This is a genomic window from Deltaproteobacteria bacterium (assembly GCA_028818775.1).
GTDB lineage: Bacteria > Desulfobacterota > Binatia > UBA9968 > JAJDTQ01 > JAJDTQ01.
The window spans coordinates 1-25,755 of sequence record JAPPNE010000004.1; the positions used below are offsets into that span (position 1 = coordinate 1).

General features: G+C 66.6%; 18 protein-coding genes, 1 pseudogene and 1 other annotated feature. Of the genes and pseudogenes, 17 read left to right on the top strand and 2 right to left on the bottom strand.

Going from position 1 to position 25,755, the window contains the following annotated elements:
- Positions 1-234 precede the first annotated feature (234 nt).
- The 5 genes and pseudogenes from OXU42_00395 (at position 235) to bamD (ending at position 8,841) form a co-directional block, all read left to right on the top strand.
- Entirely contained in the window at positions 235-1,182 is a 948-nt protein-coding gene (locus OXU42_00395) for an alpha/beta hydrolase (protein ID MDE0027851.1), read from the top strand.
- A gap of 55 nt (positions 1,183-1,237) precedes the next feature.
- A protein-coding gene (locus OXU42_00400) for an IS3 family transposase (GenBank protein MDE0027852.1) occupies positions 1,238-2,457 on the top strand; the annotation gives its coding sequence in 2 pieces (ribosomal slippage) (positions 1,238-1,520 and positions 1,520-2,457; 1,221 coding nt in all).
- Positions 1,510-1,626, top strand: a sequence feature (AL1L pseudoknot). It overlaps the preceding gene by 117 nt.
- A gap of 996 nt (positions 2,458-3,453) precedes the next feature.
- Positions 3,454-5,505, top strand: coding sequence for a hydantoinase/oxoprolinase family protein (locus OXU42_00405; GenBank protein MDE0027853.1), 2,052 nt, complete (start codon positions 3,454-3,456; stop codon positions 5,503-5,505).
- Between the two features lie 74 nt (positions 5,506-5,579).
- Positions 5,580-7,239: pseudogene (locus tag OXU42_00410) on the top strand (hydantoinase B/oxoprolinase family protein).
- 135 nt (positions 7,240-7,374) lie between these two features.
- Positions 7,375-8,841, top strand: coding sequence for an outer membrane protein assembly factor BamD (gene bamD, locus OXU42_00415; protein ID MDE0027854.1), 1,467 nt, complete (start codon positions 7,375-7,377; stop codon positions 8,839-8,841).
- Between the two features lie 101 nt (positions 8,842-8,942).
- On the opposite strand, the gene OXU42_00420 is transcribed toward bamD, so the two are convergent.
- Positions 8,943-10,232: a TolC family protein gene (locus OXU42_00420; protein ID MDE0027855.1), complete on the bottom strand. Its 1,290-nt coding sequence runs from the start codon at positions 10,230-10,232 to the stop codon at positions 8,943-8,945.
- A gap of 323 nt (positions 10,233-10,555) precedes the next feature.
- On the opposite strand from OXU42_00420, the gene OXU42_00425 reads away from it, so the two are divergent.
- The 12 genes from OXU42_00425 (at position 10,556) to OXU42_00480 (ending at position 25,503) form a co-directional block, all read left to right on the top strand.
- Positions 10,556-11,332 carry an SDR family NAD(P)-dependent oxidoreductase gene (locus OXU42_00425; GenBank protein MDE0027856.1) on the top strand — a complete coding sequence of 259 codons (777 nt, stop codon included), beginning with the start codon at positions 10,556-10,558 and terminating at the stop codon, positions 11,330-11,332.
- A gap of 24 nt (positions 11,333-11,356) precedes the next feature.
- Entirely contained in the window at positions 11,357-12,160 is an 804-nt protein-coding gene (locus OXU42_00430) for an enoyl-CoA hydratase family protein (protein MDE0027857.1), read from the top strand.
- Complete coding sequence (locus OXU42_00435) at positions 12,160-13,293, top strand: acyl-CoA dehydrogenase family protein (GenBank protein MDE0027858.1); 1,134 nt, start codon at positions 12,160-12,162, stop codon at positions 13,291-13,293. The genes OXU42_00430 and OXU42_00435 overlap by 1 nt, the downstream gene beginning before the upstream one ends.
- Positions 13,294-13,327: 34 nt before the next feature.
- Entirely contained in the window at positions 13,328-14,488 is a 1,161-nt protein-coding gene (locus OXU42_00440; GenBank protein MDE0027859.1) for an acyl-CoA dehydrogenase family protein, read from the top strand.
- Positions 14,489-14,593: 105 nt separating this feature from the next.
- On the top strand, positions 14,594-17,308 hold the full coding sequence (locus OXU42_00445; GenBank protein MDE0027860.1) for a peptidoglycan DD-metalloendopeptidase family protein: 2,715 nt from the start codon (positions 14,594-14,596) through the stop codon (positions 17,306-17,308).
- Complete coding sequence (thpR, locus tag OXU42_00450) at positions 17,305-17,955, top strand: RNA 2',3'-cyclic phosphodiesterase (protein MDE0027861.1); 651 nt, start codon at positions 17,305-17,307, stop codon at positions 17,953-17,955. The genes OXU42_00445 and thpR overlap by 4 nt, the downstream gene beginning before the upstream one ends.
- Positions 17,956-17,984: 29 nt before the next feature.
- The gene (gene recA / locus OXU42_00455) at positions 17,985-19,010 is read left to right on the top strand and encodes a recombinase RecA (GenBank protein ID MDE0027862.1); all 1,026 of its coding nucleotides are present in this window, start codon (positions 17,985-17,987) and stop codon (positions 19,008-19,010) included.
- Between the two features lie 82 nt (positions 19,011-19,092).
- The gene (gene alaS / locus OXU42_00460) at positions 19,093-21,741 is read left to right on the top strand and encodes an alanine--tRNA ligase (GenBank protein MDE0027863.1); all 2,649 of its coding nucleotides are present in this window, start codon (positions 19,093-19,095) and stop codon (positions 21,739-21,741) included.
- Positions 21,742-21,864: 123 nt separating this feature from the next.
- Positions 21,865-22,824, top strand: a complete 960-nt coding sequence (locus tag OXU42_00465) for a PhoH family protein (protein MDE0027864.1) — start codon at positions 21,865-21,867, stop codon at positions 22,822-22,824.
- 70 nt (positions 22,825-22,894) lie between these two features.
- Positions 22,895-23,350, top strand: a complete 456-nt coding sequence (gene ybeY, locus OXU42_00470; protein ID MDE0027865.1) for an rRNA maturation RNase YbeY — start codon at positions 22,895-22,897, stop codon at positions 23,348-23,350.
- A gap of 92 nt (positions 23,351-23,442) precedes the next feature.
- A protein-coding gene (prfB, locus tag OXU42_00475; protein ID MDE0027866.1) for a peptide chain release factor 2 occupies positions 23,443-24,544 on the top strand; the annotation gives its coding sequence in 2 pieces (ribosomal slippage) (positions 23,443-23,511 and positions 23,513-24,544; 1,101 coding nt in all).
- A gap of 2 nt (positions 24,545-24,546) precedes the next feature.
- Complete coding sequence (locus OXU42_00480; GenBank protein MDE0027867.1) at positions 24,547-25,503, top strand: hypothetical protein; 957 nt, start codon at positions 24,547-24,549, stop codon at positions 25,501-25,503.
- A gap of 16 nt (positions 25,504-25,519) precedes the next feature.
- Here OXU42_00480 and OXU42_00485 read toward each other — a convergent pair.
- A partial coding sequence (locus OXU42_00485) for a formate--tetrahydrofolate ligase (protein MDE0027868.1) occupies positions 25,520-25,755 on the bottom strand: 236 nt, incomplete at its 5' end.

The window sequence follows — 25,755 nt, forward strand, 5'->3', positions numbered from 1 at the left end:
GGGCGCCCTCCCAGGCCGCCCGATCTCGCCCCCGCCCACCGCCGGACTCTCGCTCATCGCCCCGCTGGAGCACCGGGGCGGGTCGCCCGACGGGTTGCGAGGCAAGGCGGGAGCCGGCGCCCGTTCGGTTATCCCGATTGCCCGCTTCCCGCCGAATCGGGTAGGTTGGAGTTCTCTCAGGAGCTTAGCAATGGCGGCCAAAGGAAAGGCGAAACACTAGAGGAGGTTCGCACCATGAAAATACTTGTGATTACCAATCGTATCATCGTAACCAACGCTGAAGGCAGGGCGCAATTCGGTAACGATGTAAACGAACAAGGACCACATAAGCTCAGCTTGGTATTGGTGGAGAAGAACGCAAGTGGCTGGGAAGTGGAGGGCAGCTGTAGTGACAGCCTTCCCTTGGCCTTCGCAGCGTATCTTCAAAAGCTAAAGGATAAAAACAAAGATTGCGTCTTCCATATCCATGGATTTCACAAGACTTTCGAGGAAAGCATTGAACAGGCCCATGTAATATCGGATTTGTACAAGGTCGGTGTGATTGTCTTTTCCTGGCCGTCGCAACCAGCCGTGTGGATTGGTGGCCAATACCGCCGAGCGAGGCGTGTAGCTTCTATCTCAGTTGCAGCGCTCGACAAGATTCTTGAGAATCTCTGTTCGATTGCCGGGAATTATCAAGAGATCTCCATGAACTTGTTGGCACACAGTCTCGGAAGCTACATGCTTGAGAAATACATCCGCAATCCAATTTCTCAGAGAGAAACACGGCTGTTTGACAACATTGTGTTGAACGCACCGGATGTAAACCGCAAAGGCCATCGGCAATGGATTAACAAGTTGAAAAACGCAAAACAGGTCTACGCAACAATCAATGATGATGACGATATTCTTACGTGGTCGCGTGCGTTGAATCCAGACCGTCTCGGCAGTACGAACGAAAGACCGAGATCAAAGTCTAAACGCCTTGTCTGCTTCGATCTGTCAGGTGGTAGGGGCGTGGGCGACAAGCATGAGCATTTCGGCGAGACGGCGACGGCCAACGGTGCAGTGAAAAGGTTTTTTGGTAGAGTCTTGCACGGAAAAAGAGGGTTCCCTTGCAAGGGTACGACCTTCGACCCTTATGCCAGAGCCTATGTCTTGGATCAACGGGAGGAGGAAGAAGACGAATACAATACGGAATAGAGGTATGAACCGCCCCGGGTTTACCGGAGACTCTATACTTTGAGAGGATGGGGTCATGAACAAGTCAACGAGGTATTCTCCGGAGGTCCGAGAGAGGGCGGTACGGATGGTGATGGAGCACCGGGCGGGATCGCAGTGGGCGGCGATCGTGTCGGTGGCGTCGAAGCTTGGCTGCACAGCGGAGACGTTGCGCAAGTGGGTGCGCCAGGCGGAGCGCGAAGCGGGTGAGCGCCCGGGGCAGAAGAGCGAAGGGGGTGAGCGGCTCAAGGCACTGGAACGGGAGAACCGGGAGCTACGTCGTGCGAACGAGATATCGCGCAAGGCGGCGGCTTTTTTCGCCCAGGCGGAGCTCGACCGCCGCGGGACGTAATGGTGTCGTTCATCGACGCGCACCGAGGGGCATACGGGGTCGAGCCGATCTGCAAGGAGTTGCCGATCGCCCCCTCGACCTACTACGAGTCCAAGGCGCGAGAGGCCGGTCGTGCTCGTTGGCCGGCGCGAACACGGCGTGACACGGAGTTGCGGACGGAGATCAAGCGGGTGTGGGATGAGAACTTCGGGGTGTACGGAGTGCGCAAGGTGTGGCGTGCGCTTAACCGGGAGGGCCTTGCGGTGGCTCGATGCACGGTGGCGCGGCTGATGGGCGAGCAGGGACTTCGTGGCGTGGTCCGGGGTCGGAGGTCGAAGACGACGGTGGCAGCGAACGGGCTCGCACGGCCCGCGGACCGAGTGAGCCGGGTGTTCGAGGCGAGCCGGCCGAATGCGTTGTGGGTGGCGGATCTCACCTACGTGGCGACCTGGCGTGGGTTCGTCTACGTCGCCTTTGTCGTTGATGCCTACGCCCGGCGTATCGTGGGCTGGCGCGTCTCGGAGTCATTGCACACAGACCTTGCCCTGGACGCCCTCGAGCAGGCGCTCTATGACCGCACGGTGGGCGCTGAGGGCGCTCTGGTGCACCACAGCGACCGTGGCGCCCAGTACCTGTCGATCCGCTACACCGAGCGCTTGGCTGAGGCCGGGGTTGAGCCGTCGGTGGGTCGCGTCGGGGATTCCTACGACAATGCCCTGGCCGAGTCCATCGTCGGCTTGTACAAGACCGAGGTGATTCGTCAGCGTGGCCTCTGGCGTCACCTCGAAGCGGTCGAGTTCGCCACCCTCGATTGGGTCGATTGGTTCAACCACCGCCGACTCCTGGAAGGGATCGGCTACGTGCCGCCGGCTGAACTCGAACAGGCCTACTATCAGCAGTACCGGGAGTCAGCCATGGTGGCCTGACTCAAACAATTCCGTCTCCGGTAAACCCGGGGCGGTTCAGTATATGCGGATTGTAGAGATAGGGTGGATAGGGTATTCACCTGAAACTAGCCGCCCGTGGGTGGGAGTATTCAAAGCAGCTTTTCCATTTTGTGCTCCTTGATAGGTCCTCTACAAACAGTCTACGTCGTCTGCCGAGATCGGAGAAACCGCGGGCGGGACGCGAAACCGTGGACGCCGCTCTCCTGCGCTAGCGTTACGAGGTGAGCAGGGAGAAAGGGGAGACGAAATGGCCACGGACCTGAAGGTCAGCCGGTGAGATTGTCGTCCTAGGCGAGCCAGGGCTTTAGTTGCCGCGATCACCGGATACTTTCAGTCACACTGCCACTCGATGGAGCAGCCCGGTTCGCGCCGGGCATGTTGTCGCCGCCCGCCGCACTGCGCTCCTCGTTGGGGACTTCGGCACGCACCAACGGGATCTGGATTAAATCCCCAACCGCAGTTCCCATCTCCTCGCCATCATACGCCGACGCCTCCCCATCGACTGGGCCCATCGCTACAACACCGTCCCCGTTCTGATCGAGACCTTCGTCGAACTTCTCACTACACCGGCGTCGTCTACTGATCTCCGGGTCGGACCCTTGTCGGAATCACCCCGGGCTTCGGCTGCTACGACACGCTTAAAGCTGTACGCCAAACCGAGGATGGTCGTCTGGCTGCGCCTCCTCACCAAGCACTGGCACGGTACCCTGAACTGGTGATATCCTCCAGCCCGTATCCGATCAGGGTCACACGCTGTCTCCACGGGCGGACGGATTTGGGATTACGGCGGAACGTCCATGCGTCCATGCACAGAGCGACACAGCCGCGCTGCAGCGCGCACGGACAAGAATGAATCCGCTTACAGTATGCTTACGGTAATGGCAATCCGACTTGGCGCTCTGTAGTATTGATTCTAAATTAACGCCATGATATCAACCATTTATGAGTGATTCACAAGGTCGGTATCTAGTTGGCGTGGATGTTGGCGGCACCTTCATCGACTTCGCCCTCTGCGACGCGGCCGGCGAAATGGCGGTGCACAAGGTTCCAGCCGAGCCGACCGATCTTGCCGGCTCCATCATGCGCGGCATCGGGGATCTGGCGGCGCAGCATGGCACCGACGTGGCCGCTTTCCTGGGACGCACGGATCTGGTGGTCCACGGCACCACCGTGGCCACCAATGCTGTCCTCACCGGCACCGGCTGCCGCACCGGCCTGCTGACCACCAAGGGCACTCGCGACGCCCTCGAGATGCGCAGGGGGATCAAGGAGGAGCCTCTCGACAACAAGTACGAAGCTCCGCCCCCGCTGGTGCCGCGCTACCTGAGGCTGCCCGTCGACGAGCGGGTGGACTGGAACGGGGACGTCCTCTCGGAGCTGGACACCGGTTTAGTGGAGGAAGCCGCCGGGACGCTGAAGGCGCACGGGGTCGAGGCCGTGGCCGTGTGTCTCATGCACGCCTACGCCAACGACGCGCACGAGCAGGCAGTCGCGGCGCGGCTGCGCGAAACGCTGCCGGGCGTGTACCTGACCGTCTCGTCGGAGTTGCTGCCTCGCATGGGCTACTACAGCCGCGTAAGCACTGCGGTGCTGAACAGCTACGTGGGGCCGCTGTTGAAATCGTACCTGTTGGCGCTCGCCGGGCGCCTCGCGGACGCGGGATTCGCCGGGCAATTGCTCGTCATGAACTCCGCGGCCGGGCTCATGACGCCGGACGCGATCATGCCGCGGGCCGCGGCCGCGCTCCTGTCCGGCCCGGCGGCCGCGCCCGTGGCCGCAAGAGTGTACGCCGGCGCTGCGGGAGCCTCCCACTGCGCGGTCATCGACATGGGCGGCACCAGCCTGGACATCTCGCTGGCGTCGGGCGGCGAGCCCCGGGAAGTGACCGACGGGCGCGTGGGACGCTATGCCACGGCGCTCCCGATGATCGACATCCGCACCCTCGGCGCGGGCGGCGGCAGCATCGCCCGGGTCGACGCGGGCGGAGGACTCCAGGTAGGCCCCCGGAGCGCGGGGGCGGCGCCCGGGCCGGCATGCTACGGCAAGGGCGGGACGCTGCCCACCTGCACGGACGTGGACCTGCTCCTGGGCTACCTCGACCCGGACTACTTTCTCGGCGGCCGCATGCGGCTCTCGCGGGAGGCCGCGGAGCGGGCCGTCCGGGAACACCTGGCGGAGCCTCTGGCCATATCCCTGGAGGCGGCCGCGGTGGGCGCTTTCGAAGTCGTCAACGCCGGCATGGCGGCCGGGATCCGCGACATGATCGTGGACCACGGCCTCGATCCCGAGGCCATGCCCATGGTCGTGGGCGGCGGCGCCGGGCCGGTGCACGCGGCCGCGGTGGCCGTGGAACTGGGCGTTCGGGAGGTGATCGTGCCGCGTCAGTCCGGCGTCCTGTGCGCCGTGGGCATGCTGTTCGCCGACCTCAAGCACGACCTGGTGCGCAGCTACTTCGCGTCCGGCGAGCAACTGGACCCGGAACGCTGGCGGGCGCTGTTCGCCGCCATGGCGGAGGAGGGACGCCGCACGCTGGTGTCGGAGGGAGCGCGCCCGGAGGAGGTGCAAGTGCGGTACTCGGCCGACCTCCGTTACCTGCGCCAGATCCACGAGCTCAACCTGCCCGTGGACGCCGGTCTCGCCGGTTGTCTGCGGATCGACGAACTGCACGCGCGCTTTGACGCACTGCACGATCGGCTGTTCGGCTACGCTCTTCCGGAAGAAGTGCTGGAGGTGGTCAACCTGCGCGTCCGCTGCGTCGCCCGCGGATCTCCGCCGGATCTTCCGCGAGTGCGGACGGCCGGGACCGCGATGCCTGCGCCCGCCGGTGCGCGGCGGGCCTACTGCCCGGGGAAGATGGACTTCCGGGAGTTTTCGGTGTACCGGGGAGACCTCATGGGCGGCGGTTGCCGGCTGGAGGGGCCGGCCATCGTGGAGCTGGCGCAGACGACCCTCGTCGTGCCGTCGGCGTTCGACGTACGCCTGGACGAAGTTGGGAGCTTCGTCCTGACCCGGCAGAAGGGACGTTGACCATGGCCCTCGACCTCGACCAGTCGGCCCGGACGGTGGTTTTCCAACGGCGGGTCAAGTCCCTCACCCACGAGATGGCGCAGGCGCTGTACCGCAGCAGCCGCTCGCCGCTGATCAACAACGGCGACTTCGCGCTGGGTTTCCTGGATTCCCGGGGCCGGATGCTGGAGCAGGACGAGCACCTGCCGCTCATAGCCTTCTCGCTGTATCCGGGCTGCGGCTACCTGATGGACTTCTTCGGGGACGACATTCATGACGGCGATGTGTTCATCCACAACGACGTCTGGTGCGCCAACCTGCAGCACGCGGACGTGGGATTCTACAAGCCCGTGTTCGCGGACGGCAGGCTGGCGGCGTGGACCGCGTGCCGGGGCCACTGGGCGGACATCGGCGGGGCGGTCAAGGGGACCTGCAACCCCGAGGCGGTGGAGGTGCACCAGGAGGCGCTGCGCATCCCGCCGGTCAAGCTGTGGGAGAAGGGCCGGCTCCGGCGCGACGTGTGGGAGCTGATCTTCGCCAACGTCCGCCTGCGCGAGATCGTCGAGGCCGATGCCCGGGCGCAACTGGGGAGCTGCAACCTGGGAGAGAAACGCCTGCTCGCCCTGATGGAATCGGACCGGGCCGGAGCCTTTGCCGCCAACGTCGAGCGCCTCTACGACATGACCGAGCGCCGGGTGCGGGCCGAGATCGCGGCCCTGCCCGACGGCGAGTACTTCGGCGAGAGCACCATTTACCAGGACGAGCCCGGCCGGCCCTCGACCTCCCGGATCGCCGTAAGGGTGACCATCCGGGGGGACGCCGTCGCCTTCGACTACTCGGGCACGGATCCACAGACCCCGACCTTCACCAACGCGTCCCTGACCTCCACGACGGCGGCGACCCTGACCACGCTGCTCTACCTGCTGAGCCCCGAGGTGCTGCACAACCACGGGCTCGTGCGCGCCGTCGAAATCCATGCCCCCGAGGGATCGATCCTCAATGCAAGCTATCCGGCGGCCACGTTCATGGGTAACAAGCTGTGCCAGCACACCGGCGAGGCCATCATGCTGGCGCTGCGCGAAGCCCTTCCCGACCGCATCACCGCGCCATGGGGCCGGCGCCTGTCCTACCGTATGACCGGGAAGGACCCACGCAACGGACGCGGTTTCCATGACATCTTCTTCCTCACCTACGAGGGAGGCGGCGCCACCCACGGGGTGGACGGCTACAACCAGCCGCGGGGGCAACGTGCTTGCCCAGGACTACGAGGCGTTTGAAGTGCAGAACCCGGTGCACCTCGTGGAACACGAGTACGTCACCGACTCCGCCGGTCCGGGGCGGTGGCGCGGCGGGCTGGGGACCCGTACCCGCGTGCGCTACTACGGCGAGGAGACCAGCGGCTCCACCCACGGCGACGGCACCATGGAACCGTCGCCGGGCGTGCTGGGGGGCGGCGGCGGGACGTTGAACCGGGTGGAGTTCCAGTTCCCCCATGGCGAGCGCCGCGGCGCCCACGCCATGGAGATCATCCCCGACATCCCACCGGGGACGGTCTCCGTCCACCACGGCGGCGGCGGGGGCGGCTACGGTCCGCCGGAAGAGCGCGACCTGGAACGGGTGGACGAGGACCTGCGCAACGGGTTCATCTCCGCGCGGGCGGCCGTCGAGGTCTACGGCGCGGTGCTGACGCCGGACGGCTCTTGCGTCGATTTCGAGGAATCGCGGCAACGGCGGAAGACGCGCGGGCAGGATTGAACCACCGAGCGATCACAGCGGCGGCGACCGGTGCCGGAAGTCCATGCCCCGGAGTTTCGTCAAGCCCCGGAATGCCTTGAAGGCGGCCTGGGGACCGTGTAGAGTTTTTTCATCCTGTTGCCGAAGGCCGCCCACATGCACGAACGGTATCATCCGAGAAGCGTTATTGTCGCGCTCCTGGCCGCGCTGGCCCTGAGCGGTTGTGCCTCGCCCACGGGAGAGCGCCCGAGAATCCCCAAGCTGACGGACCTGACCGGCGCGGTCGCGGACGTGTTCCGCTCCAAGCCGCGCTCGGAGAACACTCCCACGGCGGAAGCTCTCTACAAGGACGGCATCGACTACTTCGAGAGAGGCCGGTTCGCGCGCTCCATCTCCTTCTTCCAGAAGCTCCGGGACGAGTACCCCTTCAGCAAGGAAGCCGAGGACGCCGAACTGAAGATCGCCGAGGCCTATTACCGGAACGAGGAGTACGCGCTGGCCGAGGAAACGTACAAGAACTACCTGACCTTCCAGCCCACGGGGCAACACGCCCACTTCGTCAAGTATCAGCTCGGCCGGGTCAACCTGGAGCAGTTCACCGGAGTCGACCGGGACCTGGAGAAGGTCGGGGAAGCCAGACGGTACTTCGAATCGGTGATCCGGGATCACCCGGACTCGAACCACGTTCCCGACGCGCGCAAGCAGTTGGCGCAAACCCGAGTCCATCTCGCGGAACGCGAACTCTACATCGGAACCTATTACCTGGAGGACGAACGCTACCAAGCGGCGCGCGAGCGCTTCGAGAAAGTGCTGCGGGATTATTCCGACACGCCTGCCGCTTCCACGGCACGGGTTTCTCTCGCCAGCTTGCCGGAAACGGGACGGGACGGGACGGGGAGCCGTCCCTCGTCGGGCGGCGACACCGCGACATCCGCGGCGAAGTCCTCGGAACCCACCCGGTTCGTCACCAAGGAAGGCTACGACTACGAAGCCGCGACGCAAAGGAAATGGTACAGCTACCTGAACCCGTTTTCCTGGCGGAGGGGCGAGCAAGAGTCCCCTGACCCCGGCGCCCGGCAACCCGCCGGGAGCGCCGGGCAGCAGGCTTCCACCGGCACGGAGCCGGCTGCCGGGGACCTCCCGCCCGAAGAGGAGGAGAAGGGGTTTTTCAGCTTCCTCAATCCGTTCTCATCCTCCCGTGACGAACCCGAACCGCCGGCGAAGGCAAGCGCGGCCGAGGCGGCTGCCGCCACGGCGGTGGTCAAGAGCGTCGATGAGACGTTGGGGACCCGTGGAGGTTCGCGGGAAGACGCGCCCAAGCCCCCGATCGCCAGCCTTCCGCCCGAGGAGAAGGACACCGGTCCGAAGCCCAGCGACCCGGCCGAGGTGCTGGGGGCTGTCGACAAGCAGCTAGGCGCGCCCGCGGCGCCCGGCGACACGCCTCAAGCGCCGGCCGCCGACCCCGCTCTCTTCTCGGCCACGCCCAAGCCGCCAAAACAGGAGCGCGCGCCCGACAAACCCCGATCCGGGCTCCTGGAGGGAATCGACCGGCAACTCGGGAGCGAGGGAATCGACACCTCGGGCGAACTGCCGCCTCCCCCCGCATCACCGAACGTCCCGTAACTTTCCATGCAACGGGACCCGCGGTGGTCAGGCCCTCCGGGTGATGTTGGGTCCGCCCTCCATCATCCGGAGGGCCTGACCACCGCGGGTCGCCCCTGCTCCTACGGGCTGAAGGCCTCGCCCCTCCCCATGGCGCGGGCCAGGCGGGCCTCGGCCACCTTGTGGTCATAGATGGAACGGATGTAGTCCGTCTGGGCGCGGGTGTTGATGACCTGCGCTTCGGTGATCTCGATGATGGAACCGACGCCCACCTGGTAACGGCCGTTGGCCAGGTCGAGGTTTTCCTTGGCCGACCGGGTCTGCGCCTCGTTGGCCTTGATCCGTTCGCCCGCCTCCACCAGGTTCAGAAAGCTCTCCTCCACTTCCAGGGCGATGCGCTGCCGCAGCTCCTCCAGTTGCGCCCTGACCACGGCATAATCGCTGACCGCGCGCTCGATCTCGGGCTTGAGAGTCAACCCGGCGAACAGGGGAAACTCCAGGGTCAACGAAGAGTTGACGACGTTCTCGTCATTGTGCCAGCGGCGGCCGTATTGCCCGTCCACGCGCACGCGCGGCATGCGCCCCAGCTTGACCACGTCGATGGCCTCCTGCTGGGCCTTCAGGCGCGACTGGAACTCCATGATCTCCCCGCGCGATTCCAGCGCCGTCTTCACCGCCTCGTCCAGTGACAGGGTCGGCGCCTGGACATTGACTTCGGACGCCACCTGTCGCTCCGCGAACCGTGTGACGCCCATGGCGCTCTTGAGGCGCGCCCACGCGATCCTGACGCCGTTCTGGGCTCCGATGAGTCCGGCCTGGGCCGCGAAAAGGCTCGCCTCGGCGCGCGCCACATCGATCTTGGGTCGCGTGCCCACTTCGAAGAAGCCCCGGGCCTGGCGCACCAGGGTCTCGCGGTCCTTGACCGTGTCCTGCTCCACCCGCACCAGCGCCTCGGCCCGCAGGTAGTCGAAGAAGGCCCGGCGCACGTTCAAGACGATGTCATCCACCGAGGTGCGCTCGGAGAAACGGCGGGCTTCCAGCGTTTCCTGTTCCCGCCGGACCGTGCCCTCCCGCCGGCCGAAGTCGCTCACGAGCCAGTTCACCTGGCCGGTGGTGTTGAAGAGGTTCTCCTCCGCGTTGGGGCCTTCCACCGTGGGCCTGTTCTCATAGGAGCCGCGCACGCCCGCCGTGGGGTAGAACGCGGCCTCGGCGCGCTTCAGCATGGCCTCCTGCACCCGGACCCGTTGGTTGGCCGCACGGATTGCCGGATGGTTCTCGCGGGCGACGCTTTCCGCCTCTTGCAGCGTGAGCACCGGCAGCGGCGATTCTTGACCCAGGGCGGCCGGCGCCGTCGACAAGAGAACGAACGCCCCCATCGCCAGTGCCGTGATGGAGTTCTTGCGGCGTCCCATAGCGACCTCCTTGCGGCGCGTCCCTCCGCGCCGATGCTTCATTTCCTATCGAGCCAAGGCCATCTCTTATATCAGCCTCCGCCCCTTCGACAAGAGGACGGCGCCGTCCACCGGACCGTCATTCGCCCTTTTCGCAGGGAAACGGATATTCCCCGGTGCCGGGAGAAAAAGCAAACCGGAAATTAAACAAACAATTACGCAAATCCCGTACCACGGAGACGGCCCCCGCGCCTGTCGCCGGCGTGCGATGGGCCGGGCTCCCAAGGGGAGGGCTCGACGTTGGTGTCGTGTACGCGATGTCTGATAGATTCGTGGCTGGTTCATTGGACTCACTGGTTGACAAGATCGCGCTGGTCACCGGCGCGGGAAGCGGCATCGGCCGGAGCGTGGCCTTGGCGCTGGCACGGGAGGGGTGCCGGCTGGTGCTGACGGGGCGACGCCCGGGGCCCCTGGAGCGGGTGGCGGCCGAGGTGCGCGCGCACGAACGCGAAGCCATTCCGGTGGCGTGTGACGTCGGTTCCCCGACGGACGTCGACGCCCTCGGGAGGAGAGCGCGCCGGGCGGGAGTCGTGCAGATCCTCGTCAACAGCGCCGGCATCGCTCCGGCGGCGAGCTTCCTGGAAATGGAGGACTCGCTCCTGGAAGAGGTGCTGCGGGTGAACTTCATGGGCACCTACTACTGCTGCAAGCGCTTCATGGAGCCCATGATCGAGGCCGGGTGGGGGCGCATCATCAACATCGCGTCGACCACCGCCAAGACCGCGTATCCCCACACCGCGGCATACACCGCGTCCAAGCACGCGGTGCTGGGGCTGACGCGGGTCATGGCCCTGGAAACGGCGCGGAAGGGCGTGACCGTGAACGCCATCTGCCCGGGCTACGCGGACACGGAGCTCACGCGCGACAACGCCCGGCGCATGGCCGCGCGCATCGGCGGGCGCGCGCCGGCGGTGCTGGAACGGTTCGCCGGGACATCGCCGCAAGGGCGGCTGATCGCCCCGGAAGAGGTGGCGGACCTGGCGGTGCTGCTGGCGAGCCCGGCCGGCGACGCCGTCACCGGACAGGGTATCAACGTCGACGGCGGCGCCTTCATGGGATGACGCGGGCCGGGACAGGACGGTAGCATGACGTATGACAGTTTCGACTATGCTCTCGACGACGGCGTGGCCACTGTCCGTCTCAACAATCCGGCTCAACTCAACGCCCTTACTTTCCGTACGTACGAAGAGTTGGCCGCGCTCACCGGCTCGCTGGCGGACGACCCGCGCGTGCACGTGCTGGTCCTGACCGGCGCCGGCAAGGGCTTCTGCTCCGGCGGCAGCGTCGACGACATCATCGGCGAGCTGCTCAAGCTGGACGGCGCCGGGCTCTACCGTTTCACACGGCTGACCTGTGACGTGGTGCGCAACATGCGCCGCCTGGAGAAGCCCATCATCGCCGCGGTCAACGGCGTGGCCGCCGGCGCCGGCGCGGCCCTCGCCCTGGCGAGCGACTTCCGGCTCCTTTCGGACCGGGCCAGCCTGTCGTTCCTGTTCGTCAAGGTGGGCCTGGCCGGGTCGGACATGGGCGCCATCCACCTGCTGCCGCGCATCGTCGGCTTGGGGCGCGCCATGGAGCTGCTGTCCCTGGGCGACCGCGTGGATGCCGCGGAGGCATACCGCATCGGCCTGGCCAACAGGGTGGTGCCGCATGACGACCTGATCCCGGAGGCGCGGGGCCTGGCCCGACGGCTGCAGGAGGGACCGCGTTACGCCATCGGGGTGACCAAGAAGTTGCTGGACCTGGAAGCGGGGATGAGCCTTGACGCGGCCCTGGAAATGGAGGCCATGACCCAGGCCCATTGCATGCAGACGGCCGACTTCCACGAGGGGTTCCGCGCGTTCATGGCGCGGGAGACACCGCGATTCAACCAGGGAGGCGAGGACTAGTGTCGCTGCCCGCGCCGCAGCTTCGACTGCAACGCGCAATGGCTGCGTGGGCGCAGGACGAACTGGGCGGCATCGATGCGGCCGCCGACGACGAGGCGGCGCTGGCGGTTTTCCGCTCGCTCGCCCGCCGCGGAGTCTTCCGCTACGTGGCGCCACGGGGGTCCGGCGGCGCGCGCCGGAGCGTCCAGGCGCGTGACCTGTGCGTCATCCGCGAGGCGTTGGCGGCCGTGTCGCCGCTGGCGGATACCCTGTTCGCCGTACAGGCCCTGGCCGCCTACCCGTTGGCGGCAGCCGGGACGCCCGCCCAGCGGCAGGCGTATCTGCCGCGGCTGGCGGCGGGCACGGATGTCGGCGCCTTTGCGCTCACCGAGCCGGATGCGGGCTCGGACCCGGGCTCGGCCAGACTGCGCGCCCGCCGCCGCGGCGGGGTCTACGTGCTCGACGGCATCAAGAGCCTCATCTCCAACGCCGGCCTGGCCCATCTCTACATCGTCTTCGGCAGCACCCATCCGGCACGCAAGGGAAAGGGCCTCAGCGCGTTCGTGGTGGAGGCCGATACGCCGGGAGTGGCGGTGACGGAGCGCGTCGCCCTGATCTCGCCGCATCCCATCGGCACCGTGTCCTTCGCCCGCTGCCGCATTCCCGAGAGCCAACTCCTCGGCGAGCCGGGCAAGGGCCTGGAGATCGCCCTGACGACCCTGGAGGCGCTTCGCTGCAGCGTCGGCGCCGCCGCCTGCGGCATGGCCGCCCGGGCGCTGACCGAGGCCCTGCGCCACGCCCGTGAACGGCGCCAGTTCGGCCGCCCCCTGGCGCGCTTCCAGGCCATCCGGTTCAAGATCGCGGACATGGCCACCGAGCTGGAGGCCGCGCGTCTGCTGGTCTACCAGGCGGCCCGTGCCCACGATGAAGGCGCCGCCGACCTGGCGCGGATATCCTCCATGGCCAAGCTGTTCGCCACGGAGGCGGCCCAGCGCATCGTGGACGAATCCCTGCAGATCCACGGCGGCCGCGGCTTGGTGGAAGGCAGCATCATGGAACGGCTGTACCGCGACATCCGGGCGCTGCGCATCTACGAAGGAACTTCGGAGATCCAGAGGCTCATCATTGCGCGGGAAGTGCTCGGGAGGGCATAATAAGGGGTCGCGGGGCTGCCCCCGTGGAGGAACCATGGATTTCGACCTCTCGGAGGAACTGCTCGCGGTCAGGGAGCTGGGGCGCGAATTCGCGGAAAAGGAAATCGCCCCCACGGCGGCCGCGGACGACCGGGACCACCGCTTTCGCCGGGACATCTTCGAGAAGATGGGGCAGTTGGGGTTCTTTGGCTGCGTGGTTCCGGAGAACTGCGGGGGCTCGGGCCTGGGCTATCTGGCCATGGTGCTGCTCACCGAGGAGATCGCGCGGGTGCACAGCTCGGTGCGGGTGCACATCAACACCCAGCTCGCCCCCGCGGTGACGCTGGCCCGGTTCGGCACCGAGGAACAGAAGCGCCGCTGGGTCCCGGGCTTGGTGGATGGATCGCGGGTGGGCTGTTTCGCCATCACCGAGCCCGATTCCGGCTCGGACGTCGCCTCCATGTCCACCCGGGCCAAGCGCACGGACGGCGGCTACGTGCTCAGCGGCACCAAGACCTGGATCTCCAACGCACCCGTCGCCGACTGGGGGCTGGTCTACGCCGCGACGGATCGGGACGCGCGGCACCGCGGCCTTTCCGCCTTCATGGTGGAGCTGGACGGCGCGGGGGTCCGGCGCGCCACCCTGGACAAGATGGGGGCGCTGGCATCCCCCACGGGGACTCTGGAGTTCGACGAGGTGCGGGTGCCGGCCGATCAGCGCATCGGCGCCGAGGGCCAGGGTTTCGCCATGTGCATGTGGCAGCTCAACCAGACGCGCCTGAGCTGCGCCGCCGGGGCCCTCGGCGTGGCGCGCGCGGCGCGCGAGGCAGCGGTCGCCTATGCCAACCAGCGTCAACAGTTTGGCCAGCCCATCGGCCGTTTCCAGATGATCCAGGACAGCCTCGCCCAAATGATCGTGGAGGAGGAGGCGGCGCGCCTCCTGGTGTACCGGGCGGCCCACCTGGCGGACCGCGGGCAGCCCAACAACCTGGAAGTGTCCATGGCGAAATACGCCGCGGCGGAGGCCGCCGCGCACGCCGCCGACGGCGCGTTCAAGATCCTGGGCGCGTACGGATACTCGACGGAGTTCCCGGTGGAACGCTACCTGCGCGACGCCAAGTCGTACCAGATCGTGGAGGGTTCCTCGAACGTCCACAAGCTGATCATCGCCCAGGACGCCCTGGGCTACCGGAGGGCGAACCGTGGGCTGGACTAGCGTGCGATAACCCGCTCATGCGCTTGACGCCCCGGCGCGATTGGACCTATTGTTTCGGTTTTCTGGCAGGGTATGGCAGGGTATTATAGGAACAGTGACTCTCACGTGATCGATCCTGTTCTCACCTCCGCTACGCTTCCTCCGTCCTCGGGCAAACCCCGCATCGGGCGATGGTGCCGTCACGCCCTGGCCATTGCCGCCGTCACACTGGCCGTGGGGTTCGCGGCACAGGCCGGCAACACGTTCGAACTCGCCCAGAAGACAGCTCCGGACGCAACCACCCTCCGCGAACAACGCATCACCAAGCTCGTCGCCGGCGGCGACACTCTGCCCAGACTGTTGACGGATCTCGGCGTACCCGAGGAGGCGCGCTATCGCTGGCATTTCGCGGTGGCGAAGGAACTGGGCGTGAACAACGTTCTTAAGGAAGGGGACACGGTCCACTTCTACTTCACTTCCTCCTGGGGTTCGTCGGATCTCGGAAGGTTGACCGCCCTGAGCATTGAACGAGCCGGTCTGGGACGCGTGTCCTGGGAGTACAAGGGCGGCGAACTCGTCTACCACAGGGAAAAGGACCCGCGCCCGATGGTGGCCGCGCCCGAGCCGCCTTCGCCGGACGAAAAGCCCGCCGAACACGCCACGGCACAAACCTCGCCCAAGCCGGAAGCCGAGCCGGCCCGGGCTCCGTCGCCGGCCACGGCATCCACGGCCGGCGAGCCTGCCGTGAAGCCGGTGACCCATGTGCTGCGCAAGGGCCAGACCCTCGGCCGTGTGCTGCGGCGCCATGGAGTTTCCGTGAACGCGCAGCAGCCCTGGATCAAGGCCATCGGCAAAACGTACTCGCTGAAACGGTTGTATCCGGGCCGCAAGATCGTTCTCTACTTCGTCGGGACGGCTTCCGGCGACGGCGGCGGGCGCGACTTGCGGGCCTTGCAGATCGAATCGCGACGCGGCGACCTGCTGACGTGGCAATGGGCAGACGGGCGAATCGTCTACCGCGGCAGGAATCACCCGATAGTGCCGGGCGACCTCGTGGCGGCGCCCAAGCCCGCCGTGAAAGCCAAGCCCGCCAAGGCGCCGGAACGGACGGCCGCAACCCAACCGACCGCCTCCAAATCACCCGTGTCCGCGTCCGAACCGTCCCCGCCCATCCGGTCGTTCGAGCCCTTGGACAAGGTCACCCGCACGATCCGCAGGGGCCAGACCCTTGGGCGGATTTTCAGGCGTCTCGGGATTTCCGGCAAGGAAGCCGAAGAGTGGTTCGAGGCCGTGGACCGGCAGTATCCCGTCACCCGTCTCAAACCGGGCCAGCGACTGCACCTGTATCTCGAAGCGGCTTCCACGAGACGCCGCGGCGCCGGACTGAAAGCCATCGAGCTGGAGGTGAAGAAGGGCCGCAACCTGAGTTGGGAACGGGTCGGAAAAGTGGTCCGGTTCGGCAGGGGACCGGTACCAGGGCGCGGGCAAGGAAGCCCGACAGGGGTGCCTTCCGTCGCCAACGGAGCGGACCCTCCGCCACGCGAAGACGCCTTCCTGTCGGAATATGCACTGGCCCGGATCAAGCAGCGGAACGGCTTGCTGGAGTACGTCCCGCCATCCGACGACAAATCCAACGGCAGCCTGCCTCCACCTTCGCTGGAAAACACGGAGCAGGTGACGCACAAACTGAAAAAGGGCGAACACCTGTGGGGCGTGCTGCGGCGCTATGAAGATGACGAACGGGAACGGCGTCTGTGGCTCACGAGCCTCAGCCGGCATCGGGCCGTGCGCCGGCTGCGGACCGGCAGCGACATCAACTTCTACTTCAAGACGCCCGGCAACGGCGCACAGGAGTCCAATGGAAACGGCAACCACACATCCAACGGAAACGGGGCCGGACACCTCCAGGCCCTCCAGATCGCGCTTCGCTCCGACCTGCGCCTGACTTGGTACCGCAACGAAGACGGTATCCGGTTCTACAAGGACGAAGTCCCTTACCAGCAAGAAGTGCGGGCCATCAGCGGGGTAATCCGCAACGGGTCGCTCTACCAACAGGCCCAGAAGGCGGGCGCGGACCTGGCCGTCATCTCCCGCATGGTGGACATCCTCGGGTGGGACGTCAACTTCCAGAGAGATATTCAGCCGGGCGACAGCTACCGCGTGCTCTACCGCAGAAAGTACCGCGCCGGCCACCCCGAAGCCGATCGGATCCAGATACTGGCCGCGGAAGTCGTCAACGCGGGGCGCACTCATACGGCCGTCTACTTCGAGGACGCGGTTGGCAAGGGACATTATTACGATGCCAACGGGCGCTCGGTGTCGCGGTCCTTTCTACGCTATCCGGTCGAGTTCAGGCGCATCAGCTCGCGTTTCTCGGCGAGCCGCTTCCACCCTGTGCTCAAGGTACGGCGGCCGCATTACGGCGTGGACTTCGCCGCGCGAACCGGCACCCCGATCCGGGCCGCGGCCGACGGCCGCATCACCTACAGGGGCTGGAAGGGGGGCTACGGACGGCTGGTGGAGATCAGTCACGGCGGCGCGATGAAGACCCGTTACGCGCACTTGAGGCGTTACGGACCCGGCATCCGGCGCGGCGTGTCCGTGCAAAAGGGACAGACCATCGGATACGTGGGTTGTTCCGGGCTGTGCACCGGTCCGCACCTGCATTACGAGATGTGGCAGGACAACCGGTACGTGGACCCGTTGCGCGCCAACATCCCGGTGGAACGCCAGCTCGACCCCTTGTTGCTTGAAATCTTCAAGGGTACCAGGCATCTCTTCTTCGAGCGTCTCGAAAACGGACACAAGAGCGCGACGGCGCCCACGCCGCGACCTTCATGAGCACGGCGGCTAAAGAAATCTCTCCGCCCGCCGAAAAAGATAGTGTAAGGACCTTGCGCGCGTTCGTTGGCGTCCCCGTCGGGGCGGCGGTAGTCCGGGCCTGGACCACCGTGCGACCCGGTTTCGAAGGCGGTTCGGTTCGCTGGGTGCCGGAAGAAAACCTGCACCTGACGCTGAAGTTCCTGGGCGACATTGAAGAAACGCGTGTTGCCGCCATCGGCTCGGCCTTGCGCGAGGCCCTGTCCGACACAGAGGGGTTCGTGGCCACGGCGCGCGGCCTGGGAGTCTTCCCGGATGCCGCCCGCCCGCGCGTCCTTTGGATCGGGCTGGACGCGCCGGCACTGACGGCGTTGGCCTGTGGCGTGGACCGGGCGTTGGCGCCTTTCGGCGTCGCGCCGTCGGCGACCCCGTTCCGGCCGCACGTGACCGTAGGACGCTGGCGGCACCCCGCGCCGCGGGACCCGCGTTTGCGCCAAGCGCTGGCGCGTTGGCGGGACCACGAGTTTGGGCACGTCCCGGTTGGCGAGGTGACGCTCTTCCGCAGCACGCTCCGGCCGGGCGGCGCCATCTATTCTCCGCTGGGGATCTTTCCGTTGAAGCCCGGCGGAAACGGTTCGGCCGGGGCAAACAGCCGGACACCACACTAAACCAAGTTACAAACCGATCGAGGAGAACCATGGACGCAAACAAGGAAAAGGCCATCGAGCTGGCGGTGAGCCAGATCGAGAGACAGTTCGGCAAAGGGGCGATCATGAAGCTGGGGGAGGGCGCACAGCCACGCGACATCCCGACCATCTCCACCGGCTCCATCGGCCTCGACATCGCCCTCGGCGTGGGCGGCGTGCCGCGCGGCCGGGTGGTGGAGATCTACGGCCCCGAGTCCTCCGGCAAGACCACGCTGGCGCTGCACGTCCTGGCGGAGGCGCAACGGCAGGGCGGCATGGTGGCGTTCGTGGACGCCGAGCACGCCCTCGACCTGGGCTATGCGCAGAAGCTCGGCGTCAAGACCGACGAGTTGCTGATCTCCCAGCCCGACCACGGCGAGCAGGCCCTGGAGATCGCCGAGACGCTGGTGCGGAGCGGGGCCATCGACGTGCTCGTCATCGACTCGGTGGCGGCGCTGGTGCCGCGGGCCGAGATCGAGGGCGAGATGGGCGATTCGCACATGGGCCTCCAGGCCCGGCTCATGTCCCAGGCGCTGCGCAAGCTCACCGGCACCATCTCCCGCTCCCACTCGGTGGTGATCTTCATCAACCAGATCCGCATGAAGATCGGCGTCATGTTCGGCAACCCCGAGACCACCACCGGCGGCAACGCGCTCAAGTTCTACTCCTCGCTGCGCATGGAGATCCGCCGCACCGGAGCGCTCAAGGACGCGGACTCGATCATCGGCGGACGCACGCGCGTGAAGGTGGTGAAGAACAAGATGGCGCCGCCGTTCCGCGAGGCCGAGTTCGACATCCTCTACGGCACCGGCATCTCCCGGGAAGGGGAGCTGGTGGACATCGGCGCCGACATGGGCATCCTCGCCAAGAGTGGCGCGTGGTACTCGTTCGAGGGCGACCGCATCGGCCAGGGACGCGAGAACGTCAAGCAGTTCCTGCGCGAGCACACGGACATCGCCGACCAGTTGGCCGAGCTGATACGCGCCAAGGCGGGTCTCAAGCGCCCGGCGCAGGAGGCCGCCAACGGCGCCGAATGACCATGGGCGGCATGCCCGGAACCCCCGCCACGCGGCATTTGACATTGCCTTCGCGCGCGCGGGAATGCTATCAAAAGGCGTCATGACGTCCGGCAAAGCGATTCGCGACAGCTTCCTCGACTTCTTCAAGGACAAGACCCACACGGTGGTGCAGAGCTCGTCTCTGGTGCCGCAACAGGACCCCACCCTGCTCTTCACCAACGCGGGGATGGTCCAGTTCAAGAACATCTTCCTGGGGGTGGAGCGGCCCGCGTTCAAGCGCGCCGCCAGCGCCCAGAAGTGCCTGCGCATCAGCGGCAAGCACAACGACCTGGAGGCGGTGGGCCGGGACACCTACCACCACACCTTCTTCGAGATGCTCGGTAACTGGTCCTTCGGCGACTACTACAAGGAGGAGGCCATCGAGTGGGCCTGGGACCTGCTGACCCGCGAATGGGGGCTGCCCAAGGACAAGCTCTACGCCACGGTGTTCCGCGACGACGACGAGGCGGAAGCCCTGTGGCACCGCATCAGCGGCCTGCCGCCGGAGCGCGTGCAGCGTTTTGACGAGAAGGACAACTTTTGGGAGATGGGCGACACCGGACCGTGCGGGCCGTGCAGCGAGATCCACCTGGACCGGGGCGCCGAGGCCTGCGACCTAATGTGCGGGGGTGGCCAAGCGTGCGCCGTGAACGCCGGCTGCGCGCGCTACATCGAGCTGTGGAACCTGGTGTTCATCCAGTACAACCGGGACGCCGCCGGGGAGCTGCACGAACTGCCGGCCAAGCACGTGGACACGGGCATGGGGCTCGAGCGCATCACGGCGGTGCTCCAGGGCGTCTTCTCCAACTACGACGTGGACCTGTTCCGCGACATCATCAGCGCCACCGAGGAACTGGCGGGCAAGGCCTACGGCGACAGCGCCGACGGGGACGTCTCCTTCCGCGTCATCGCCGACCACGCCCGCGCGGTCAGCTCCCTCATCGCCGACGGCGTGCTGCCGAGCAACGACGGCCGCGGCTACGTGCTGCGCCGGCTGCTCCGGCGGGCGGCGCGCCACGGGCGCCTCCTGGGCTTCGAGGAGCCGTTCCTGTTCCGCTTGGTGGAGCCCGTGGCCGGGGTCCTGGGTGAAGCGTACCCCGAACTGCGGTCAGAGGCGGAACGCATCGTGGGGACCATCCGGGCCGAGGAAGGGCGCTTCGCCGAGACCCTGGACAAGGGACTGGTGCTTCTGGAGGACTCGCTGACCGAGCTGCGCAAGTCCGGCGGGAAGTCGCTGTCCGGGGACGTGGCCTTTCGCTTGTACGACACCTACGGGTTCCCCGTGGACCTCACCGAGGACATCCTGCGGGGCGAAGGCATCGCGGTCGACCACGAAGGGTTCGAACGGTTGATGGAGGAGCAGCGGACGCGGGGGCGGGCGGCCCGGGACACCGCCGCCCACGGCGACAGCCTGAACGTCACCGACGGGCTCCCCTCCAGCCGGTTTCTGGGCTACGACCGCCTCGAACACGAGTCACGCGTGACCAGCCTCTATCGCGGCGACGCCCCGGCGGAGGAGGCACACGAGGGCGACGAGGTGGAGATCATCGTCGCCGAGACCCCGTTCTATGCCGAGTCCGGCGGGCAGGTGGGGGATCGGGGCCTCATCCGCACGGCTCGGGGCGACACCGTCGAAGTGCTGGACACGTGGCACCCGACGCCCGAGGTGTCGGTGCATCGGGGCAAGGTCGTCAGTGGCCGGGTGGCGGCCGGTGACGAGGTGGAACTGGCGGTGGACGGCGCGCGGCGCGAGCGCGCCATGCTCAACCACTCCGCTACCCACATCCTGCACGCGGTGCTGCGCGAGCATCTCGGAGCGAACGTGCGCCAGGCCGGCTCGCTGGTAGCGCCCGACCGACTGCGCTTCGACTTCACCCACGACGGACCCGTGGACCCGGAGATACTCGAACGCATCGAGCGCGAAGTGAACGAGCGCGTGCGGGAGAACGGCGGCGTCTCCACCGAGGAGATGGACTACGACGACGCCATCCGCGCCGGCGCCATGGCGTTCTTCGGCGACAAGTACGGCGACCGCGTGCGCGTGGTGCGCATCGGCGACTTCTCCACCGAGCTGTGCGGCGGCACCCACATCCACCAGGCCGGCGACATCGGGCTCTTCCGGCTGAGCTCCGAGGGCGGCGTGTCCGCCGGCGTGCGGCGCATCGAGGCCGTCACCGGCGCCACCGCCTTCGACGTGATGCGCGCCTACGACGCGGTGCTGGCCGAGGTCACCGGACTGCTGCGCAGCACCAACGAGGACGCCGTGGAGAAGGTGCGGCGCCTGCTGGAGCGGCAGAAGGAGCTGGAACGGCAGGTGGCCGAGTTGAAGGGCCAGCTCGGGCAGAACCGGGTCCCCGATCTGCTCGCCAAGGCCCGGAAGAACGCCGCGGGCGCGAGCTTCATCATCGAGAAGGTCGAGGGAATGGACGCCAGGCAGCTCCGGGAGACCGTGGACCAGCTCCGCCAGCAGATGCCGGACGCCTTCGTGTTCCTCGCCTGCCCCGGCGAGAAGAACGTGATGCTGGCGGCGGGGGCCGGCGGCGGGCTCGACGGACGCTATCACGCGGGGAACATCATCAAGCAGGTGGCGCCCGCCGTGGGCGGGGGCGGCGGCGGCCGCGCGGACTTCGCCCAGGCGGGCGGGAAGCAGCCGCAGAAGACCGACGAGGCGCTGCGTCTGGCCCGGGAGATCGTGTCCGGGATTTCTTGATCCAGCTTTCTTGATGAACGTCGTCACCTTCACACGAGCAGATTTCGACAACCGCTCCCGGAGCCGGGAGATCCTCGTGCGGTTCATGGGAGGTACCGATTGAGTCAAGCCACTGTCGAGAGCATGCTGACGGTGCCGCACCTGGCGTTCAACGACCAGCGGCTCTTCCGCGAGCTTCTGGGCAACCAGGACGAGCACCTGAAGATCGTGCAGCGGGCGCTGGGCGTCAAGTTCCGGGTGCGCGGCACCGAGATGGAGATCGCCGGCGATCCGCCCGACGCGGAGCTGGCGCAGGAGGTCATGCGCCAGCTCTACGGGCTGCTGGAGCAGGGCTACCCCGTGTACGGCAGCGACGTGGACTACGCCATCCGCATCCTCAGCAGCAACGCCCGGGCCAAGCTGCAGGAGATCTTTCTCGACACCATCTACATCTCGTCGCACAAGCGCACCATCACCCCCAAGAGCGTCGCCCAGAAGGCCTACATCGACGCCATCCGGCGCCACGACATCGTCTTCGGCATCGGCCCGGCGGGCACCGGCAAGACCTACCTGGCCATGGCCATGGCCGTGTCCGAGCTGATGAAGAACAACTACGCGCGCATCATCCTCACGCGCCCGGCCGTGGAGGCCGGGGAACGGCTCGGCTTTTTGCCCGGCGACCTCGCCGAAAAGGTGAACCCCTACCTGCGGCCGCTGTACGACGCCATGCACGACATGGTGGACTTCGACAAGGCACGGCGCCTGCTGGAGCGGGGCAGCATCGAGGTGGCGCCCCTGGCTTTCATGCGCGGCCGCACCCTCAACGATTCCTTCGTCATCCTCGACGAGGGACAGAACACCACCCCGGAGCAGATGAAGATGTTCCTCACCCGGCTGGGCTACGGCTCCAAGGCGGTCATCACCGGCGACGTCACCCAGATCGACCTGCCCGCCGGCCGGCTCTCCGGCCTCAAGGAGGCCTGGCGCATCCTGCGCGGGGTGGAGGGCATCCGCTTCATCACCTTCACCGAGAAGGACGTGGCCCGGCACCGCCTGGTGCAGGACATCATCACCGCGTACGAGCGCGACGCCGGTGACGAGTAGGGCTACCGGGGATCACTTGGCCAGCGACGGCGTAGCCGGCCACCGCGGGAGCGCATCTTCATCCACCAGAATGACCGAGGGTGTCATCACCGTCGACGTCGTGCGCCGAGGGCCGGCGCGCCGCGTCCCCATACGCGGATTCAAGGCCAAGGCGCGCCGCATCCTGCGGCTGCTGGACCAGGACGACTGCGAACTGAGCGTGGCGCTGGTGGGCGACGGCGAGATCCGCGACCTGAACGGACGCTACCGCTCGCGCGACGAGCCCACCGACGTGCTCTCCTTCCCGGTGGACGAGCGCTTGCCCTCCGGCCCTCGGCTCATCGGCGACGTCATCATCTCCGTGGAGAAGGCCGCGCGCCAGGCACGGCAGCGGCGCCGCTCCCTGGAAGACGAGATGGAAGTGCTGCTCATCCACGGCATCCTGCACAATCTGGGCTACGACCACGAGCGCTCGCCGGAGGACGAACGCGAGATGCGCGCACTGGAGCGGCGTCTGCGGAGAGAGTTGAAGGCCGGTGCGCGCTGACGCCGTTTTTGCCCTTCGCGCAACATCCGCTATATTGAGCATCAACACCGTCCAAACGACCCTTGCGGAACCAATGGTCGCAGGAGCCCACCATGTTTGACGAAGCACGTGAACAACTCACCCATCTCGAGGACAAGCTCAGCCTGCTGCGGAGGCGCCTTTGACGTCGAAGCCAAGCAGAAGCGCATCGACGAACTCGTAACCCTCACCGCCAAGCCCGACTTCTGGAACGACGCCGACAAGGCCCAGGAGATCCTCAAGGAACAGTCCCTGCTACGCGAAGCCGTGGACGACTACGGCAAGTGCCAGTCCAGCATCGAGGAGGCGCGCTTCTTCCTGGAACTGGCCGAGGAAGAGAACGACGCCGAGGCCCTGGAAGAAACCGAAACCCGTCTCCGCGAAGTCACCGACAGCCTGGCCGAGATGGAGCTGCGCCGGCTCCTCGGCGGCACCGACGACCGCCGCGACGCCATCGTCACTCTTCATCCCGGCGCCGGCGGCACCGAGTCCCAGGACTGGGCCGAGATGCTGCTGCGCATGTACCTCCGCTGGAGCGACCGGCGCGGCTACAAGACCGGGATCATGGAGTATCAGCCGGGCGAGGAAGCCGGCCTCAAGCGCGTCACCTTCACCATCGCCGGCGACTACGCCTACGGCTACATGAAGTGCGAGGCCGGCATTCACCGGCTGGTGCGCATCTCCCCCTTCGACGCCAACTCCCGGCGCCATACCTCGTTCGCCTCGGTCTTCGTCTACCCCGAGATCGACGACACCATCGACGTGGAGATCAACGAGTCCGACCTGCGCATCGACACCTACCGCGCCAGCGGCGCCGGCGGCCAGCACGTCAACAAGACCGACTCCGCGGTACGCATCACCCACCTCCCCACCAACGTCGTCGTCGCATGCCAGAACGAGCGCTCGCAGCACAAGAACAAGGCCATGGCCATGCGCATCCTGCGCTCCCGGCTCTACGAGCTCGAGCTGGAGAAGCAGCGTGAGATGATGGACAGCTACGCCAAGGCCAAGAAGGACATCGCCTGGGGCAGCCAGATCCGCTCCTACGTCCTGCACCCCTACCGCATGGTCAAGGACCACCGCACGAACCTGGAAGTCGGCAACGCCGACGCCGTCCTCGACGGCGACATCGACAGGTTCATCCAGAGCTGTCTGATGGAGGGGGAAGAGGGTTAACGATGGACCCGGCGAAGATGCCCGGCGGCGCAAGCCGTCCGTTGACGATCGCGATAGCGGTCGTTTTTCTGGCGGCGCTGTATGGCTGCGCCGGCGGCGGTGGAGGCGTTGGTGGCGGCGGCGTTGGTGTCAGCGTTGGCGGTGGCGGGCCCTCCACCGGTCCGGGGACACCGACCGCGGCCGAAGTCGAGGACACGCTGAACAGACTGTCGCAAGAAGCCGGGCTTCCCGAGCTGTCCAGCTTCGGCGGCGCCATCGCGACTTGTGAGGCATTAGGTTGTCCCGTTCATGACGCGATTCACGTCGACCATCGGTCCACTGTTCACGGGCCGCTCGATTTCTCGGGTTTCGATTTCCTCGAACGACGTCACGACGTGTCGCTGGCAACAAAATCGCACAGTTCCGGCACGGGAAACCACTTCACCAACCACCGGACACTGGGCGGCTGGATGCGCCACAGCTTCTTCCTCGTCGAGGCGCTGCACAACGTCCGGTACGCCGATTTCAGCTACAGAACCTGGTACATGGGAAACACGCAACCCACGAACCCAGCCGTTTCGGTGAGCGGCACGTGGTCGGGGGCCATGGCCGGTGTCGTCACGTCATCTTCCGAGGATGATGGAGCCTTCGTCAGGGGAGACGCCACAGTAACGGTTTCCCATCCCGGTGTATCCGGGGACGCACTGGTTGACGTCGCATTCACAAGCATCACACGTGAAGACACGGGGGCACGAATCGGAAACCTGACATGGGAGAATCTGACATTGGAGAGCGGGAACTTCGGCGCAGGCAACGTCCTGCACAACCACGGCCAAGGATACTTCGGCGTGGACGGATTCCTCCCTCCACGAGGCAACAGCATCTTCGGCCAGTTCTACGGCCCCGACCACGAGGAAGTCGGCGGTCTGTTCCATCGAGACGGCCTCGCGGGCGCGTTCGGAGCTAACCGCGACGACTGATGGATGCGGCGCACCCTCAGAAAAGACCCTCTACCTGGCCTTGGGCGTTGATGTGGATGCTCTCGGCGGCCGGCGTTTTGGGCAGGCCCGGCATGGTCATCATGTCGCCGCAAATGGCCACCACGAACTCGGCGCCCGCGGACAGGCGCAGTTCGCGCACCTGCACCTCGTGGCCCTCCGGAGCGCCCTTGAGGGCAGGGTCGGTGGAGAAACTGTACTGGGTCTTGGCCATGCACACCGGATAGTGGCCGT

Coding starts and splice junctions, on each gene's coding strand:
- OXU42_00395 (MDE0027851.1), top strand. CDS start 235: ATGAAAATACTTGTGATTACCAATCGTATCATCGTAACCAACGCTGAA.
- bamD (MDE0027854.1), top strand. CDS start 7,375: ATGCACGAACGGTATCATCCGAGAAGCGTTATTGTCGCGCTCCTGGCC.
- OXU42_00420 (MDE0027855.1), bottom strand. CDS start 10,232: ATGGGACGCCGCAAGAACTCCATCACGGCACTGGCGATGGGGGCGTTC.
- OXU42_00430 (MDE0027857.1), top strand. CDS start 11,357: ATGACGTATGACAGTTTCGACTATGCTCTCGACGACGGCGTGGCCACT.
- OXU42_00440 (MDE0027859.1), top strand. CDS start 13,328: ATGGATTTCGACCTCTCGGAGGAACTGCTCGCGGTCAGGGAGCTGGGG.
- thpR (MDE0027861.1), top strand. CDS start 17,305: ATGAGCACGGCGGCTAAAGAAATCTCTCCGCCCGCCGAAAAAGATAGT.
- recA (MDE0027862.1), top strand. CDS start 17,985: ATGGACGCAAACAAGGAAAAGGCCATCGAGCTGGCGGTGAGCCAGATC.
- alaS (MDE0027863.1), top strand. CDS start 19,093: ATGACGTCCGGCAAAGCGATTCGCGACAGCTTCCTCGACTTCTTCAAG.
- OXU42_00465 (MDE0027864.1), top strand. CDS start 21,865: ATGCTGACGGTGCCGCACCTGGCGTTCAACGACCAGCGGCTCTTCCGC.
- ybeY (MDE0027865.1), top strand. CDS start 22,895: ATGACCGAGGGTGTCATCACCGTCGACGTCGTGCGCCGAGGGCCGGCG.
- OXU42_00480 (MDE0027867.1), top strand. CDS start 24,547: ATGGACCCGGCGAAGATGCCCGGCGGCGCAAGCCGTCCGTTGACGATC.